The 15576-nt window shown below is 66.2% G+C and carries 14 protein-coding genes; 9 read left to right on the forward strand and 5 right to left on the reverse strand.

The annotated features are described in order from the left end of the window. Position 1: 1 nt before the first annotated feature. From ACOI2T_RS09685 to ACOI2T_RS09695, 3 genes are read left to right on the forward strand one after another with little or no spacing between them, the layout of a single operon-like run. Positions 2 to 838: a carbohydrate ABC transporter permease gene (locus ACOI2T_RS09685; RefSeq protein WP_067850856.1), complete on the forward strand. Its 837-nt coding sequence runs from the start codon at positions 2 to 4 to the stop codon at positions 836 to 838. A gap of 3 nt (positions 839 to 841) precedes the next feature. Further along, complete coding sequence (locus ACOI2T_RS09690) at positions 842 to 2137, forward strand: ABC transporter ATP-binding protein (protein ID WP_409503135.1); 1296 nt, start codon at positions 842 to 844, stop codon at positions 2135 to 2137. Continuing rightward, on the forward strand, positions 2134 to 2739 hold the full coding sequence (locus tag ACOI2T_RS09695) for a suppressor of fused domain protein (RefSeq protein WP_409503134.1): 606 nt from the start codon (positions 2134 to 2136) through the stop codon (positions 2737 to 2739). Before ACOI2T_RS09690 ends, ACOI2T_RS09695 begins: the two co-directional genes overlap by 4 nt. 3 nt (positions 2740 to 2742) lie before the next feature. Here the strand turns inward: ACOI2T_RS09695 and corA are convergent, their stop codons facing one another. Further along, on the reverse strand, positions 2743 to 3849 hold the full coding sequence (gene corA / locus ACOI2T_RS09700) for a magnesium/cobalt transporter CorA (protein ID WP_409503133.1): 1107 nt from the start codon (positions 3847 to 3849) through the stop codon (positions 2743 to 2745). Between the two features lie 439 nt (positions 3850 to 4288). Between corA and ACOI2T_RS09705 the strand changes: the two genes are divergently transcribed. The 4 genes from ACOI2T_RS09705 to ACOI2T_RS09720 all read left to right on the forward strand — a co-directional run bounded on the left by ACOI2T_RS09705 (position 4289) and on the right by ACOI2T_RS09720 (position 7581). After that, on the forward strand, positions 4289 to 4480 hold the full coding sequence (locus ACOI2T_RS09705) for a hypothetical protein (RefSeq protein ID WP_067850864.1): 192 nt from the start codon (positions 4289 to 4291) through the stop codon (positions 4478 to 4480). A gap of 31 nt (positions 4481 to 4511) precedes the next feature. Continuing rightward, positions 4512 to 5447 carry a magnesium transporter CorA family protein gene (locus ACOI2T_RS09710; protein ID WP_409503132.1) on the forward strand — a complete coding sequence of 312 codons (936 nt, stop codon included), beginning with the start codon at positions 4512 to 4514 and terminating at the stop codon, positions 5445 to 5447. Between the two features lie 89 nt (positions 5448 to 5536). Next, positions 5537 to 6739, forward strand: a complete 1203-nt coding sequence (locus tag ACOI2T_RS09715; protein ID WP_067850868.1) for an NAD(P)-dependent malic enzyme — start codon at positions 5537 to 5539, stop codon at positions 6737 to 6739. Between the two features lie 8 nt (positions 6740 to 6747). Then, positions 6748 to 7581 (forward strand): glycine betaine ABC transporter substrate-binding protein, encoded by an 834-nt coding sequence (locus tag ACOI2T_RS09720; protein WP_409503131.1) that lies wholly within the window; start codon positions 6748 to 6750, stop codon positions 7579 to 7581. 100 nt (positions 7582 to 7681) lie between these two features. Here the strand turns inward: ACOI2T_RS09720 and ACOI2T_RS09725 are convergent, their stop codons facing one another. Then, entirely contained in the window at positions 7682 to 8506 is an 825-nt protein-coding gene (locus ACOI2T_RS09725) for an SDR family NAD(P)-dependent oxidoreductase (RefSeq protein WP_085145850.1), read from the reverse strand. A gap of 181 nt (positions 8507 to 8687) precedes the next feature. Here ACOI2T_RS09725 and ACOI2T_RS09730 point away from each other — a divergent pair, with 181 nt between their 5' ends. Next, positions 8688 to 9179 (forward strand): DUF417 family protein, encoded by a 492-nt coding sequence (locus ACOI2T_RS09730; protein WP_409503130.1) that lies wholly within the window; start codon positions 8688 to 8690, stop codon positions 9177 to 9179. Here the strand turns inward: ACOI2T_RS09730 and ACOI2T_RS09735 are convergent. Next, positions 9176 to 9442 (reverse strand): helix-turn-helix domain-containing protein, encoded by a 267-nt coding sequence (locus ACOI2T_RS09735; protein ID WP_067850877.1) that lies wholly within the window; start codon positions 9440 to 9442, stop codon positions 9176 to 9178. The two genes, ACOI2T_RS09730 and ACOI2T_RS09735, sit on opposite strands and share 4 nt — an antisense overlap. Before the next feature lie 66 nt (positions 9443 to 9508). On the opposite strand from ACOI2T_RS09735, the gene map reads away from it, so the two are divergent. Next, positions 9509 to 10270, forward strand: a complete 762-nt coding sequence (gene map / locus ACOI2T_RS09740; protein ID WP_409503129.1) for a type I methionyl aminopeptidase — start codon at positions 9509 to 9511, stop codon at positions 10268 to 10270. Here the strand turns inward: map and ACOI2T_RS09745 are convergent, their stop codons facing one another. Then, complete coding sequence (locus tag ACOI2T_RS09745; protein WP_085145852.1) at positions 10271 to 11575, reverse strand: MFS transporter; 1305 nt, start codon at positions 11573 to 11575, stop codon at positions 10271 to 10273. 140 nt (positions 11576 to 11715) lie between these two features. Further along, complete coding sequence (locus tag ACOI2T_RS09750) at positions 11716 to 15432, reverse strand: multifunctional oxoglutarate decarboxylase/oxoglutarate dehydrogenase thiamine pyrophosphate-binding subunit/dihydrolipoyllysine-residue succinyltransferase subunit (protein WP_409503128.1); 3717 nt, start codon at positions 15430 to 15432, stop codon at positions 11716 to 11718. Positions 15433 to 15576: the final 144 nt, after the last annotated feature.

The following is a 15576-nucleotide window of genomic DNA, read 5'->3' on the forward strand; positions in this document are numbered from 1 at the left end:
AATGTCAGGTGCAACGAGCGCCCGGCGCGTCACGTGGTGGACGATCGTCAACATCCTCGTGGTCGTCTACGCGCTGGTTCCGGTGCTGTGGATCCTGAGCCTGTCGCTCAAGCCGACGTCAAGTGTCAAGGACGGCAAGCTCATTCCGGCCGAGTTCACCCTCGACAACTACCGCGCCATCTTCGAAGGCGACGCGTTCAGTTCGGCCTTGATCAACTCGATCGGCATCGGTCTGATCACCACATTCATCGCGGTCGTCATCGGCGGCATGGCCGCCTACGCTGTCGCGCGCCTCGATTTCCCCGGCAAGCAGCTGCTGATCGGCATCGCACTGCTGATCGCGATGTTCCCGCACATCTCGCTCGTCACGCCGATATTCAACATCGAACGCGCCCTCGGCCTGTTCGACACGTGGGCAGGCCTGATCATCCCCTACATCACGTTCGCGCTTCCGCTGGCGATCTACACGCTGTCGGCGTTCTTCCGGGAAATCCCTTGGGATCTCGAAAAGGCCGCGAAGATGGACGGGGCCACGCCGGCGCAGGCGTTCCGCAAGGTGATCGCGCCGCTGGCCGCCCCGGGCATCGTCACCGCGGCGATTCTGGTGTTCATCTTCGCGTGGAACGACCTGCTGCTCGCGTTGTCGCTGACCGCCACGCAGCGCGCGATCACCGCGCCGGTGGCGATCGCGAACTTCACGGGCAGTTCGCAATTCGAGGAGCCGACCGGTTCGATCGCGGCCGGCGCTATGGTCATCACCATCCCGATCATCATCTTTGTTCTGATCTTCCAGCGACGGATCGTCGCTGGCCTGACATCCGGTGCGGTAAAGGGGTAGGCGATGGCCGAAATCGTGTTGGACAGGGTGACCAAGAGTTACCCCGACGGCGCAGGCGGTGTCAGGGCGGCCGTCAAAGAGTTCTCGATGACGATCGCCGACGGCGAGTTCATCATCCTCGTCGGCCCGTCCGGCTGCGGAAAATCCACGACGCTGAACATGATTGCGGGACTCGAAGACATCACGTCGGGGGAGTTGCGCATCGGCGGTGAGCTCGTCAACGACAAGGCGCCCAAGGACCGTGACATCGCCATGGTCTTCCAGTCGTATGCGCTCTATCCGCACATGACCGTGCGCCAGAACATCGCCTTCCCGCTCACGCTGGCCAAGCTGAAGAAGGACGAGATCGCGGCGAAGGTCGAGGAGACGGCCAACATCCTCGATCTGACCGAACTGCTCGACCGCAAGCCGGCCCAGCTGTCCGGCGGGCAGCGCCAACGTGTGGCGATGGGCCGCGCAATCGTGCGCAGCCCCAAGGCATTCCTGATGGACGAGCCGCTGTCGAACCTCGACGCGAAGCTGCGGGTGCAGATGCGCGCCGAGATCGCCAGGCTGCAGAGCCGGCTGGGCACCACGACCGTCTACGTCACGCACGACCAGACCGAGGCGATGACGCTGGGCGATCGGGTCGTCGTGCTGCTGGCGGGTGAGGTGCAGCAGATCGGCACGCCCGACGAGCTGTACAGCAACCCGGCCAACCTGTTCGTGGCCGGTTTCATCGGATCCCCGGCGATGAACTTCTTCCCGGCGACGTTCACCGATGTGGGGGTGCGGTTGCCGTTCGGCGAGGTCACCCTCACACAGCAGGTGCACGATCTGTTGGCGCGCCATCCCAAGCCCGACAACATCATCGTGGGCATCCGGCCCGAGCATCTCGAGGACTCGTCGCTGCTCGACGGGTATGCGCGGATCCGGGCGCTGACCTTCACGGTGCGGGCCGACATCGTGGAATCCCTCGGCGCCGACAAGTACGTGCACTTCACCACCGAGGGTGCGGGCGCGCAGGCCGCGCAGCTGGCCGAGCTGGCCGCGGATTCGGGTGTCGGCGTCAACGAGTTCGTCGCGCGGGTGTCGTCGGAATCGCGCGTGACCACGGGCCAGCAGATCGAGTTGGCGTTCGACACCTCCAAATTGGTGATCTTCGACGCCGATACCGGGCTGAACCTCACGGCGGCCGCTGAGGCGGCCGAGGCCGCCGAACCGGCCGAAAAGTCCGAGGAAGCCGCACCGGAGGCGCCCGCCGAGCCGGCCGGCGAAACCGAGCCGGCCGAAAAGCCGGAGGAACCGACGAAAGAGTGATCGACGTCCTGGCTGCCGTTCGGGCCCGGCTGGACGCGCATTTCAGCGCGGCGGGAATCACTGCCGAGCCCGTCAGCGCCAGCATCACCTTCCTCGGCACCGAACGCATCGACGTGCTGCGGTACGGCCCCGACCTGCGCAGCGACTTCGCCGAGGTGTATCACTATGTGACACTTGGCTGTTCGCGTCACCCGATGTTCGACCCGACCGAGCTGGTGTCCGATCCCATCCACGGCCCGCGGGCCGAGGTCGTGGTGTCGCTGCGAGGAGCCACCCCGACCGGGCTGGCCAAGTCGCTCGCGGTGCTGGCCGCGGCACCGGCCGTCGAGGGTCTGATACTCGACGCCGACGCGCTCGTCGACCTCGAGACCCCGTTGTTCGAATCGGCGCCGTTCACCGCATTCTTGTTGGGCGACAGCGATATCGACGACATCGCGCTGCCCGAGCCGCTGTCGCCGGTGCGGGTGCTCTCGGCCACTCCGATAACCCCCACCGAGGCCGCGTGGGTGCGGTTGAAGGGTGCCGACGCGATGCGCGAGGCATGGCAGGCCGACGGCGTGGACGTGCAGGACCCCACCCGAAGAGCCGCCAGCCCAAGCTGAACGCTAGAGCCAGTTGTTGTGCCGGAACGTGCGGTACAGCAAGAAGCACACCGTGGCCATCACGAGCAGGACCATGGGATAGCCCCAGGTCCAGCGCAATTCGGGCATGTTGTCGAAGTTCATGCCGTAGATGCCCGCCATCGCGGTGGGCACGGCGGCGATCGCGACCCACGCCGAGATCTTGCGCATGTCGACGTTCTGCTGCATCGCGACCTTGCCGAGCGCGGCCTGCACGAGCGAACTGAGCATCTCGTCGTAGCTCGTGATGCGCTCGGACGCCTGCACGTTGTGGTCGTGGACATCTCGCATATAGCGGCGCACCTCGACCGAGATGAGATCGTTGTGGTCGGTGAGGAGCCGGGCCAACGCCAGCGTCAACGGGCCGACGGAGCGGCGCATCTCGACGACTTCGCGCTTGAGCAGGTAGATGCACTCGATGTTGGTCTGCGTGCGGGGCGAGAAGATGTCCTCTTCCATCGCGTCGATGTCGGTTTCCATCAGGTCGGTGACATCGAGGTAGCTGTCCACCACGTGGTCGGCGATCGCGTGCATCACGGCGAACGGCCCGAGCTTGAGGATTGCCGGCGACGCGTCGAGGCGTTTGCGCACCCCGGCTAAGCCGCCGTGTTCGCCGTGGCGGACCGTGACCACGAAGTCCGGTCCCACGAAGATCATGATCTCGCCGGTCTCGACGATCTCACGAGCGTTTGACACCGATTCGTGCTCGACGTAGTTGACGGTCTTGAGCACGAGAAACAGCGTCTTGTCGTAGCGCTCCAGTTTCGGCCGCTGATGCGCGTGCACGGCGTCTTCCACGGCGAGTTCGTGCAGGCCGAACACGTCGGCAACCGACTGCATCTGGAACTCGTCGGGCTCGTGCAGACCGATCCAGACGAAGGCTTTCTTGTCGGCAGCCTGCAGTTCACGCACCTTCTCGACCGCACCGGCGTGTGTGAACTTGCCGGGCAGGCGTTGCCCCTCGCTGTACACACCGCAGTCGACCATCGCCCGCGCGACCGGGACGTGGATGTTCGTGGCGTCCGCCGGGGAGGTCCGGTCGCGCGCACCCGGGCGCAGCAACGACGGTGGCAGTGCACGGAATGACGGCATCTGAGCCTCCCTTCACTGCGGTGGAACCGGTTGCTCGGTACCTGCAAAATGCTACGCGGTCCGCACGGCGCGCACCGTGGCAAATCCGGCCGGTTGACATTCTTTCCGACTGAGTCTTCAATGATCGCGGCACTGACTCCGATGTGCCGTCGAGCCGACACAGGAAGCGAGGTGAGCGGCATATGCCCGGCGACAGTACCGGCGCCCAGTTCGAAGCTGCCCTCGTGGATGGGCTCTCGTCAACCTTGCGCTGACACCGGTCTTACCCGATCCGGACCTGTCTGACATCAGTGGCGCCGACCGCTGATCTGACGGGTTAGTTGTGTCGCCACAACAATTTTCGCGCGTCCGTTCATGGGTTCCTTGTGGGCTCCTGGCTGGGCGCTTGCTGGCGTGCGCCTGTAGTCCCATGGCGCACAGAGTGATTGGAGAACCGAAAGTGATCACCCTGTTTCCGTCCCGTGACCGTCGGCGGCGTCGTACGCCGAACCTCGAGCGGCAGGTCATCTGGTTCACGGTGGGTTTGTATCTGCTGATCTGTGCCGGGCTGTTGGCGCTGCACTATGCCCATCCGCAGCACGAGGTCGGATCGTCCTCAGTGTCTCCGGCTCACCAGTCCTACGGGCAGTAAACCGCACCGACAACACGCCCTGGAGGGAACCATGACGACTCTTCGTACTGCCGACCGCTCAGATGTGTTGGGCCGGCACTGGATTGCGCTTTCGGCCGCCGACAGCTCAAAGGCCGCCGAGTTGCGCGAACAGATCGGGGTCGACTTCTCGGTCGCCGCGGCGAAGGGCCGCGTCTGGGAGACCGACAACTTCATCTACCTGCCGGTCGTGGTGAATTTCAAGCGCCGCGAGAAGATCGAGCGTGAGGCGATCATGTTCGCCCTCGGCTCCGAGTACGTGGTCACGTTGCAGCCAGGCGATCATTTCGGTCCCTTCGACAAGGCGATCGCCAAGATGCGGCGCCAGCCCGAACTGGCCGAGTTCTCCTACGGGGTGATGTATGCGTTGCTGTGGGCTCTCAACGAAGCGTCCGAGCGGGTCATCGAGTACGCGAGCGATGCCCTCGAGGCGATGAACGACGAAATCGAAATGGCCACGGAAGGCTATGACGCCAAGGGACGGGAGATCGGCGTCGGCGACATGCGCGGCGTCCTGTCACGCATGAACGAGGCCGAGGAGATCGTTTCGCGCACCCAGGAATCCCAGCTGTTGCTGGCTCGCGCGGCCCGGCACCTGATGGCCGAAACGCCGAAGGAGGCAACGAGCCTCGACGCGCTGATCGGCATTCTGTTGGCCGACATCGACGGGGTTAAGGAACATGCCGGATTCGAACACGACAAGGTCCGCTACCTCCAGCAGTCGGTCATGACGTGGCTCGACGTCAAGCAGAACCAGATCGTGAAGGTGTTCACCATCATCACGGCGGTTTTCTTGCCTCCCACGTTGATCGCGACGTTCTACGGGATGAACTTCACCTGGATGCCGGAACTGGAGTGGCAGCACGGTTTCCTGGTCACGACGCTGTTCACGTTGGTGGCGGCGGTGATCCCGCTCGCCTACATCAAGCAGAAGGGCTGGCTGCGCTGATTTGCCGAGGTCATGTCACGGGCGTAAAGCACCGCTCACCAACGGGGAACCCGCCCCTGTGAGATCTGGCCTTGAAGTACCCTGACGCCGTGTCGGAATCCACAGTCGCTTCCTCGCGTGAGCGCGAGTCAGAGGTGCGCACCCCGCAAGTAGTCGTCGAAGACGCCGAGATCTTCGCTGCTCACGAAGGCGGAAAACTCTCGGTCGAATTGAAGTCGCCGCTGGACACCCAGCGGGCATTGTCGATCGCCTACACACCCGGGGTCGCCCAGGTGAGCCGGGCCATCGCCACCGACCACACCCTGGCCGCCAAGTACACGTGGGCCAACCGCCTGGTGGCCGTGGTCAGTGACGGCAGCGCGGTGCTCGGCCTCGGCGACATCGGCGCGGCCGCCTCGCTGCCCGTCATGGAGGGCAAGAGCGCGCTGTTCAAGACGTTCGGCGGGCTGGACTCGATCCCGATCGTGCTCGACACCAAAGATCCCGACGAGATCGTCGAGACCCTCGTCCGGCTGCGGCCGACGTTCGGTGCGGTGAACCTCGAGGACATCTCGGCACCGCGATGCTTCGAGATCGAGCGCCGCGTCATCGAGGCGCTGGACTGCCCGGTCATGCATGACGACCAGCACGGCACCGCGATCGTCGTGCTCGCCGCGCTGCTCGGCGCCACCAAGGTGCTCAAGCGTGACATGCACGAGTTGCGGGTCGTGGTCTCGGGGGCCGGCGCGGCCGGCGTGGCGTGCACCAACATCCTCCTGGCCAAGGGCATCACCGACATCACGGTCTTGGATTCGCAGGGCATCGTGTCGACAGGCCGCGACGGCCTCAATCCGTTCAAGGCCGAGTTGGCGGGGCGGACCAATCCGCGCGGGCTGACCGGAGGCATGGCCGAGGCGCTCAAGGATGCCGACGTGTTCCTCGGGGTGTCGGCCGGTCTGGTGCCCGAGGAACTCATCGCGACGATGGCGCCCAACTGCATCGTGTTCGCGCTGTCGAATCCGGATCCCGAGATCCACCCGGATGCGGCCCGCAAGTACGCGTCCGTCGTCGCGACCGGTCGCAGCGACTTCCCGAACCAGATCAACAATGTACTGGCGTTCCCCGGGGTGTTCCGCGGTGCGCTCGACGCGGGTGCCCGCCGCATCACCGAGAAGATGAAAGTGGCCGCGGCCGAGGCGATCTTCTCGGTCGTCGGCGACGACCTGGCCGTCGATCACATCGTGCCGAGCGCGCTCGATCCCCGCGTCGGTCCGGCTGTCGCCGCCGCGGTCGCGGCGGCATCCGAATCCTGAGTCGGCGCATGCGCCGTACCCTGGCGTTGGCGCTGTTGGCGCTACTGATCGCGGGTTGCGGTGCAAATCCAGCCCCGGCCGCGATGGCGGTCGGGGCGGCCCCCGGCCCGGACTCCGCCGTCATCGGCCATCTCTATGCGGCCGCACTTCGGTATTACGGAACCCCCGCCCAGGTCATCGACACCGACAAGGCGATGGGTGCCCTGGATTCCGGTTCGGTCACGGTGCTGCCCGGGTTCACCGGCCGGTTCCTGACGGCGTTGGATCCCGCGGCCACCGCGCGGGCCGACGAACAGGTGTACCGCGATCTGGTGTCGGCGCTGCCGGAAGGCGTCGCGGCCGGTGACTACACCATGTCGGCACAGGACAAGCCCGCGGTCGTCGTGACCGAGGCGACCGCAGCGCAATGGGACGGCACCGACCTCGCGGCGTTGCGGCGCAACTGTGCGGCGGTCCGCCCCGGCTCGGTCGCCGGTGCGCGGGTGCCCGCGTCCGTCGGCTCGTGCGAGCTGCCCAAGACGCGGGAGTTCCCCGACGACGAGAGTCTGTTCGCCGCGCTGCGCGCCGGGAAGATCAACACGGCCTGGTCGACCACGGCCGACCCGGCCATCCCCTCCGAGCTCGTGGTGCTCGCCGACGAGACGGCGCTCATCCGGGCCGAGAACCTGGTGCCGCTCTACCGCCGCAACGAGCTCGACGAGCGCCAGATCCTCGCGCTCAACGAGATCGCCGGCGTGCTCGACACCGGATCCCTGGCCGACATGCGCCGCCAAGTCGCTGAGGGCGCCGACCCCGGCGCAGTCGCCGACGCCTTCCTACAGGCCAACCCCCTCGGCCACTGAGTCCCCTTGCACCGCGAGCGACCGTGTCTGTACGCCGACACGCCGCAAAACGCGTACGTCAGCGGTCGCTCGTCAGGCTTGAGGGACCCACGAGCGCCAATTAGCGCGGCATCGTCTTGCCGACGACGGACTGGAACAGCCGCTGGTAGCCCGACCCGGTGATCCGCACGATGACGTCGAGGACCTTGGCGTCCGGGCCCACGAGCACGCGTGCCTTGTTCTTGCGCACGCCGTCGAGAATGATCGTCGCGGCCCGCTGCGGGCTCGTGTTGGCGAGCTTCTTGTCGAAGGTCTCTGCCAGTTCCTTGGGGTCTAGCCCCTCGGCGGCGGTGGCGTTGCGCGCGATCGCGGTCTTGATGCCGCCGGGATGCACGCAGGTCACCTTGACCGGGTGCTTGGCCAGTGCCATCTCCTGGCGCAGCGCCTCGGTGAAGCCGCGCACCGCGAACTTGGCCGAGTTGTAGGCGGCCTGACCGGGGACCGAGAAGATCCCGAACAGGCTGGAGACGTTGATGACATGGCCGTCGCCGGAGGCGATGAGATGCGGCAGGAACGCTTTCGTGCCGTTGACGACGCCCCAGAAGTCGACGTCCATGACCCGCTCGATGTCCTTGAACTGACTGACCTCGACGTCGCCGGTGAACGCGATACCCGCGTTGTTGTAGATCTGGTTGACCTTGCCGAAGTGTTCTTTGACGGCGTCGGCGTAGAGCAGGAACGCCTCCCGCTCGGTGACATCGAGCCGGTCGGCCTTCACCGGGGCGCCGATCGCCTTGAGGCGCTCCTCGGTTGCCGCGAGCCCCTCGGTGTCGACGTCGCTGATGGCCACCTTCGCACCTGACCGGCCCAGCTCGATGGCCAGCGCCTGACCGATACCCGATCCGGCACCGGTGACGACGGCGACCTTTCCGGCGAAGCCCTCCATACCCACACTCCTCGTGTCCGTTGGTTGGCACCGAGATTAGCCGGTACCCGCGGTCTCGCGTACGGGGCCCTAGCGGGCGGCGGAAAGTGACGCGTCTGTGACGGCGGCGGATGAGCGGTGCGTAACGCATCACCGGATCCGTATCACTACACGTCCGCGTTGATCGACGAAAGGGTAAATCATGGCAGTTGGCTCGGTGACTCGAGTGGGGCAGACCGTCAGCCGCTACGGCTTGGTCGTAGTTCTGGCGTGGATCGGCTTCGGCAAGTACGTCAAGATGGAGAGCCGCGTCCTCATCGAGCACAGCCCGCTGATGTCGTGGATCTATCAATTCCTCAGTGTCGGGACCGTCGCAGCGGCGCTCGGCACCATGGAGATCGTCGCGGCCGTGCTGATCGCAATACGACCCTTCTGGCCGGCCGTGTCGGCGTATGGTTCCGCGCTCGCCGTAGTGCTGTTCGTCGGCACATTGAGCTTTCTCTTCACCACGCCCGGGGTCGTCGCCACGTACGCGGGTCCACTCCCGGTCCTGAGCGGCATGCCGGGTCAATTTCTGCTCAAGGATCTTGTGCTCATCGGCGTCGCGTTGTGGACGCTCGGCGACTCGTTGGAGGCGGCCAGGCGTAGATCGTCCGCCGCATCTCGTCCGGGCCCGGCCTCAGCCGTCCGCTAGCTCGCGACTGCGGGTGCGCCCGCGTCGGACCACGCATCGGCGAGCGCCTGCAGGTCGATCCCGAGCGCCGCGCTGAGACCCACCACGGTGCCGAACGCGGGGGAGGGCAGCCGCCCGGTCTCGATCTTGCGCAAGGTCTCCGGCGAGATACCGGCCTGCGCGGCGACGTCGTCGAGGGTGCGCGATCCGCGGGCGTCCCGCAGCGTCTTGCCCAGTCGACGGCCTGCGGCGATCTGTTCGGGGGTGAGCGGGGTGCGGACCACGTGACCACCGTAGCCGTTGGTATATAAATACCGCTAGTGTTGGTATTTAAATACCGAGGAGGAAACGTGATCGAGCTGAAAACCGCCGACGAGATCGAACGCATGCGGGTGACCGGGGCATTCGTCGCCGAGGTGCTCAACGAACTGAGCGGCATCGCCGACATCGGGGTGAATCTGCTCGACCTCGAACGGCACGCGCGCGCCATGATCGAACGTCGCGGCGCGGTGTCGTGCTATTGGGATTACCATCCGTCGTTCGGCTCGGGGCCGTTCCGCAACGTCATCTGCCTTTCGGTGAACGACGCTGTGCTGCATGGCCTTCCGCACGACTATCAACTACGCGACGGAGACGTGTTGACGATGGACTTCGCGGTGTCGATCGACGGCTGGGTGGCCGATGCCGCCCGCACCGTCATCGTCGGAACCCCCGCGCCGGAAGACGCCCGGCTCGTGCGGGCCACCGAGGAGGCCTTGGCCGCGGGCACCGCGGCCGCGCAGCCCGGCGGCCGGCTCGGCGACATCTCGGCGGCGATCGGCGCCGTCGCCGCCGACTACGGCTATCCCGTCAACCTCGAATTCGGCGGCCACGGCCTGGGCCGCACGATGCACGAGGACCCGCACGTGCCCAACAAGGGCCGCGCGGGCCGCGGCATGCGGCTGCGGCCGGGTATGACGCTCGCGCTCGAACCGTGGTTCGCGCGCACGACCGACCGCATCGTGTTCGACCGCGACGGCTGGACGATCCGCTCGGCCGACGGATCGCGCACCGCCCACACCGAGAACACCGTCGCGATCACCGAGGGCGGCCCGCTGATCCTCACGCAGTGATCAATGCTCGGGGCGTAACAACAACGTCGCGACGACGCTGATCGCGGCGGTACCCGCCAGGTAGGCGCACGCGTACCACGGCGTGCCGCCGCCTGCTGCGATCAGCGCGGTCAGGATCAGCGGCGTCAGGCCCGACGCGTACACGCCCGACAACTGGTAGACCGTGGACAAACCCGTGTAGCGGCTGCGGGTGGGGAACAGCGATGCATACAGCGTGCCCTGGGCACCGTAGAACCACGCGTGAATCACGCCGAACGCCAACAGCATTCCGATGGCATAGGCCGCGATGCTGCCGGTGTTGAACAACGCGAACGCCGGAAACACGATCAGGCCATAGGCCGCGATACCGGTCGCGTACACCGTTTTCGGGCTGAACCGATCGGCGAGCAGACCCGACACGGGCAGCAACACCGCCATCAGCAACGCCGCGACGGTGACCACGACGAGCACCGGAACCTTGCCGAGATGCAGTGTGGCAGTGGCGTAGGAGATGGTGAACACGCCCCAGGTGTTGAACGCCGCACCCTCGCCCCAACGGGACAACAGGCCGAGGACGGTCGAGCGCAGCACGGGCGGTTTGAAGATGTCGCGCACCGGAACCGCTGACCTGTCGTCCTCTTGGCGAACCTTTTCGAACGCGGGCGTCTCGGCGACCCGGAAGCGCACGACCACACCGAAGATCACCAGTGCGATGCTGATCAGGAAGGCGATGCGCCAGCCGTAGGACTGAAAGTCCTCGGCGGACAACGCAAGTTGCAGCACCACGAACACGCCGGTGCCGAGTGCCAGGCCGAGCGCCAATCCGACCTGCGGGATGCTGCCGAACAGCCCGCGCCGGTTGCGGGGGCTGTGCTCGACGGCCAGCAGCACCGCGCCCGCCCACTCACCGCCGAGCGCGAAGCCCTGCACGACGCGCAACAGCAGCAGCAGAATCGGTGCCAGCACGCCGATCTGGGCGGCCGTCGGCAGCACGCCCATCAACGCCGTCGCGGCGCCCATCAACAGCATCGTGAGCGCGAGGGTTTTCTTGCGGCCGATCCGGTCACCGATGTGGCCGAACACGAAACCGCCGATGGGCCGCACGACGAAACCCACGGCGAACGTCGCGAACGCGAGCATGGTTCCGACGAACGAGCTCTGGTCGGGGAAGAACGCGTGATTGAAGACGAGGCTCGCGGCCGTCGCGTACAGGAAGAAGTCGTACCACTCGATCGTGGTGCCGACCAGGCTTGCCAGTACCGCGGTACGTACGGTCTTGTCCGACGTGGGTGTCGCCGCGGGTTCGGCGACCTGGGTCAAAGTCACCCTAAATGGGTAGCCGCCGCACCGTGACGTGCCCAGTGTTGTGCGCGCGGTGATTCGAACCCGCGCCGCGAGCGACCGCTAAAAGCCCGATGTTGACGGCGTGTCGACGTACAGACACGGTCGCTCGCGGTGCGAAGGCTCTAGGCGAACGCCTCGTCGATGATCTCCTGCTGTTCGACCGCGTGCACCTTCGACGAACCCGAGGACGGGGCGCTCATGGCGCGCCGTGAGATCCGCTTGATGCCCGTGAAGTAGTCGGGCAGCACCTCGGGCAGCGTGAGCCCGACGGACGGCCAGGCGCCCTGGTTGGCCGGCTCCTCCTGCACCCAGAACTTCTCGGTGACATTCGGGTACCGGTCCAGCGTCTCGGCGAGCCGGCGCCGCGGCAGCGGTGCGAGCTGTTCGATGCGGACGATCGCGATGTCCTCGCGGTTGTCCTTCGCCTTGCGGGCCGCGAGCTCGTAGTAGAGCTTGCCGCTCGTCAGCAGGAGCCGGGTGACCTTGTTGCGGTCGCCTTCGCCGTCGGTGTAGGTCGGCTCCTCCAGGACTGACCGGAACTTGTTCTCGGTGAAGTCGCGGATGTCGGAGACCGCAGCCTTGTTGCGCAGCATGGACTTCGGCGTGAACACGATCAGCGGACGCTGAATGCCGTCGAGGCCGTGGCGGCGCAGCAGGTGGAAGTAGTTCGCCGGGGTCGACGGCACCGCGATGGTCATCGAACCCTCGGCCCACAGCTGCAGGAAGCGCTCGATACGGCCCGACGTGTGGTCGGGGCCCTGACCCTCATGGCCGTGCGGCAGCAACAGCACCACATCCGACAGCTGGCCCCACTTGGCCTCGCCCGAGCTGATGAACTCGTCGATGATGGACTGCGCACCGTTGACGAAGTCGCCGAACTGCGCCTCCCACAGCACCATGGCGTCGGGATTGCCCACCGAGTAGCCGTACTCGAAGCCCACGGCCGCGAATTCCGACAGCGCGGAGTTGTACACCAGGAACTTGCCGCCGGTCGGCGTGCCATCGGAGTTGGTGGCCAGCAGTTGCAGCGGGGTGAACTCCTCGCCGGTCTTGCGGTCGACGATCACGGCGTGGCGCTGCGTGAACGTGCCGCGCTGGGTGTCCTGACCGCTCAGCCGCACGAGCTTGCCCTCGGCCACGAGCGACCCGAGTGCCAGCAGTTCGGCGAACGCCCAGTCGATCTTGCCCTCGTAGGCCATCTCGCGACGCTTCTCCAGCACCGGCTTGACGCGCGGGTGCACCGTGAAGCCCTCCGGCAGCGCAAGGTGCGCGTCGCCGATGCGGGCGAGCAGTGACTTGTCCACCGCGGTCGAGAGCCGTTGCGGGATCTGCTGATCGGCCTCGACCGATTCGCTCGGCTCGATCGCGTGCTTCTCCAGCTCGCGAACCTCGTTGAACACCCGCTCGAGCTGACCCTGGTAGTCGCGCAGGGCGTCCTCGGCTTCTTTCATCGAGATGTCGCCGCGGCCGATCAGCGCTTCGGTGTAGGCCTTGCGAGAGCCCCGCTTGGTGTCGATGACATCGTACATGTACGGCTGGGTCATCGACGGGTCGTCGCCCTCGTTGTGCCCGCGGCGGCGGTAGCACAGCATGTCGATGATGACGTCCTTCTTGAACGCCTGACGGAAATCGACGGCGAGGCGGGCCACCCACGCGCACGCCTCGGGATCGTCGCCGTTGACGTGGAAGATCGGCGCGCCGATCATCTTCGCCACGTCGGTGCAGTACTCGCTGGAGCGGGAATCCGTTGGCGCCGTGGTGAACCCGATCTGGTTGTTGACCACGATGTGGATCGTGCCGCCCGTGCGGTAACCGTCGAGCAGCGCGAGGTTCAGCGTCTCGGCCACCACGCCCTGGCCCGCGAAGGCCGCGTCGCCGTGCAGCATGAGCGGCACCACGGAGAACTTGGGCGAGCCGCCGGCCTCTTCACCGGTGTCGAGCAGGTCCTGCTTGGCGCGGACGAGGCCCTCCAGCACCGGGTCGACGGCTTCCAGGTGCGACGGGTTGGCCGTCAGCGACACCTGAATGTCGTTGTCGCCGAACATCTGGATGTAATTGCCGGACGCCCCGAGGTGGTACTTCACGTCACCCGAGCCGTGCGCCTGCGACGGATTGAGGTTGCCCTCGAACTCCGAGAAGATCTGGCTGTAGGGCTTGCCGACGATGTTGGCCAGCACGTTCAACCGGCCGCGGTGCGGCATCGCGATGACGACCTCGTCGAGCGCGTGCTCGGCGCACTGGTCGATCACGGCGTCCATCATCGGGATGACGGTCTCCGCGCCTTCGAGTGAGAAACGCTTCTGCCCAACGTATTTCGTCTGCAGGAAGGTCTCGAACGCCTCGGCCGCATTGAGCTTGGACAGGATGTACTTCTGCTGTGCGACGGTCGGCTTGTCGTGCTTGACCTCGATCCGTTCCTGCAGCCACTTCTGCTGCTCGGGTTCGAGGATGTGGGTGTACTCGACGCCGACGTGGCGGCAGTACGCGTCGCGCAGCACCGACAGGACGTCGCGCAGCTTCTTGTATTCGGCGCCGGCGAACCCGTCGACCTTGAACTCGCGGTCGAGGTCCCACAGCGTCAGACCGTGCGTCAACACGTCGAGGTCGGGGTGGCTGCGGAACCGCGTGTTGTCGAGGCGCAGCGGGTCGATGTCGGCCATCAGGTGACCGCGGTTGCGGTATGCCGCAATCAGTTCGATGACACGCGGGTTCTTGTGTTCGATCGAATCCGGGTTGTCGACGCGCCAGCGCACCGGCTCGTACGGGATGCCCAGTTCGCGGAAGATCTCGTCGAAGAACTCGTCGTCGAGCAGCAGCTGGTGGATGGTCCGCAGGAAGTCGCCCGACTCCGCGCCCTGGATGATCCGGTGGTCATAGGTCGAGGTCAGCGTGATGAGCTTGCCGATGCCGAGCTCGGCGATGCGCTCTTCGCTCGCGCCCTGGAACTCGGCCGGGTACTCCATGGCACCGGCGCCGATGATCGCGCCCTGGCCGGCCATGAGCCGCGGCACCGAGTGCACGGTGCCGAGCGTGCCGGGGTTGGTCAGCGAGATCGTCACGCCCGAGAAGTCCTCGGCGGTGAGCTTGCCGTCGCGGGCGCGCCGCACGATGTCCTCGTAGGCCGCGATGAACTGGCCGAAACGCATTGTCTCGCAACGCTTGATGGCCGCCACCACGAGTGAGCGGTTGCCGTCCTTGCCGGGCAGGTCGATCGCGAGGCCGAGGTTGGTGTGAGCCGGCGTGACGGCATTGGGCTTGCCGTTGATCTCGGCGAAGTGCCGGTTCATGTTCGGGAACTTCTTGACCGCCTGCACGATCGCGTAGCCGAGCAGGTGGGTGAAGCTGATCTTGCCGCCGCGCGTGCGCTTGAGGTGGTTGTTGATGACGACGCGGTTGTCGATCATCAACTTGGCCGGGATGGCACGGACGCTCGTCGCGGTCGGCACCTCCAGCGACGCGTTCATGTTCTTGACGACGGCTGCCGCCGCACCACGCAGAACCTGGGATTCGTCGCCGTCGGCGGGCGCCGCGGCCGGGGCGGGCTTGGCCGGTGCGGCCTTCGCTGCGGGCGCGGCCTGCTTGACAGCGGGGGCCTGCGGCGCCGCGGGCTTGGCGGGGGCCGGCTTCTCAGGTGCGGGCGCGGGTGCCGGGGTGGGTGGCGCGACGGGCGCCGACGTCTTGCCGTTTGCGACGGCGTTGTCGGTCGTCGGTTCGGGGGAGTAGTCGACCAGAAATTCGTGCCAACTCGGATCCACCGAAGAGGGATCCTCGCGGAACTTGCGATACATCTCCTCGACCAGCCACTCGTTCTGTCCGAATGGGGAAGGTGAACTGCTCACGGCAGGCACTCGCCTCGATTCTTGTGTCCGGCAAGCCGTGACAAGGAGGCTCGCCGCTCTTGTTTTTCTGTTGGCGGTTTACCCCGCACGACCGCCGCATAAAGGCTATCGCCTTTCGGCGCGCGCCGACCACGGCACCACATT

The organism is Mycolicibacterium wolinskyi str. Jessa 2025 (assembly GCF_049241375.1).
Classification (GTDB): domain Bacteria; phylum Actinomycetota; class Actinomycetes; order Mycobacteriales; family Mycobacteriaceae; genus Mycobacterium; species Mycobacterium wolinskyi.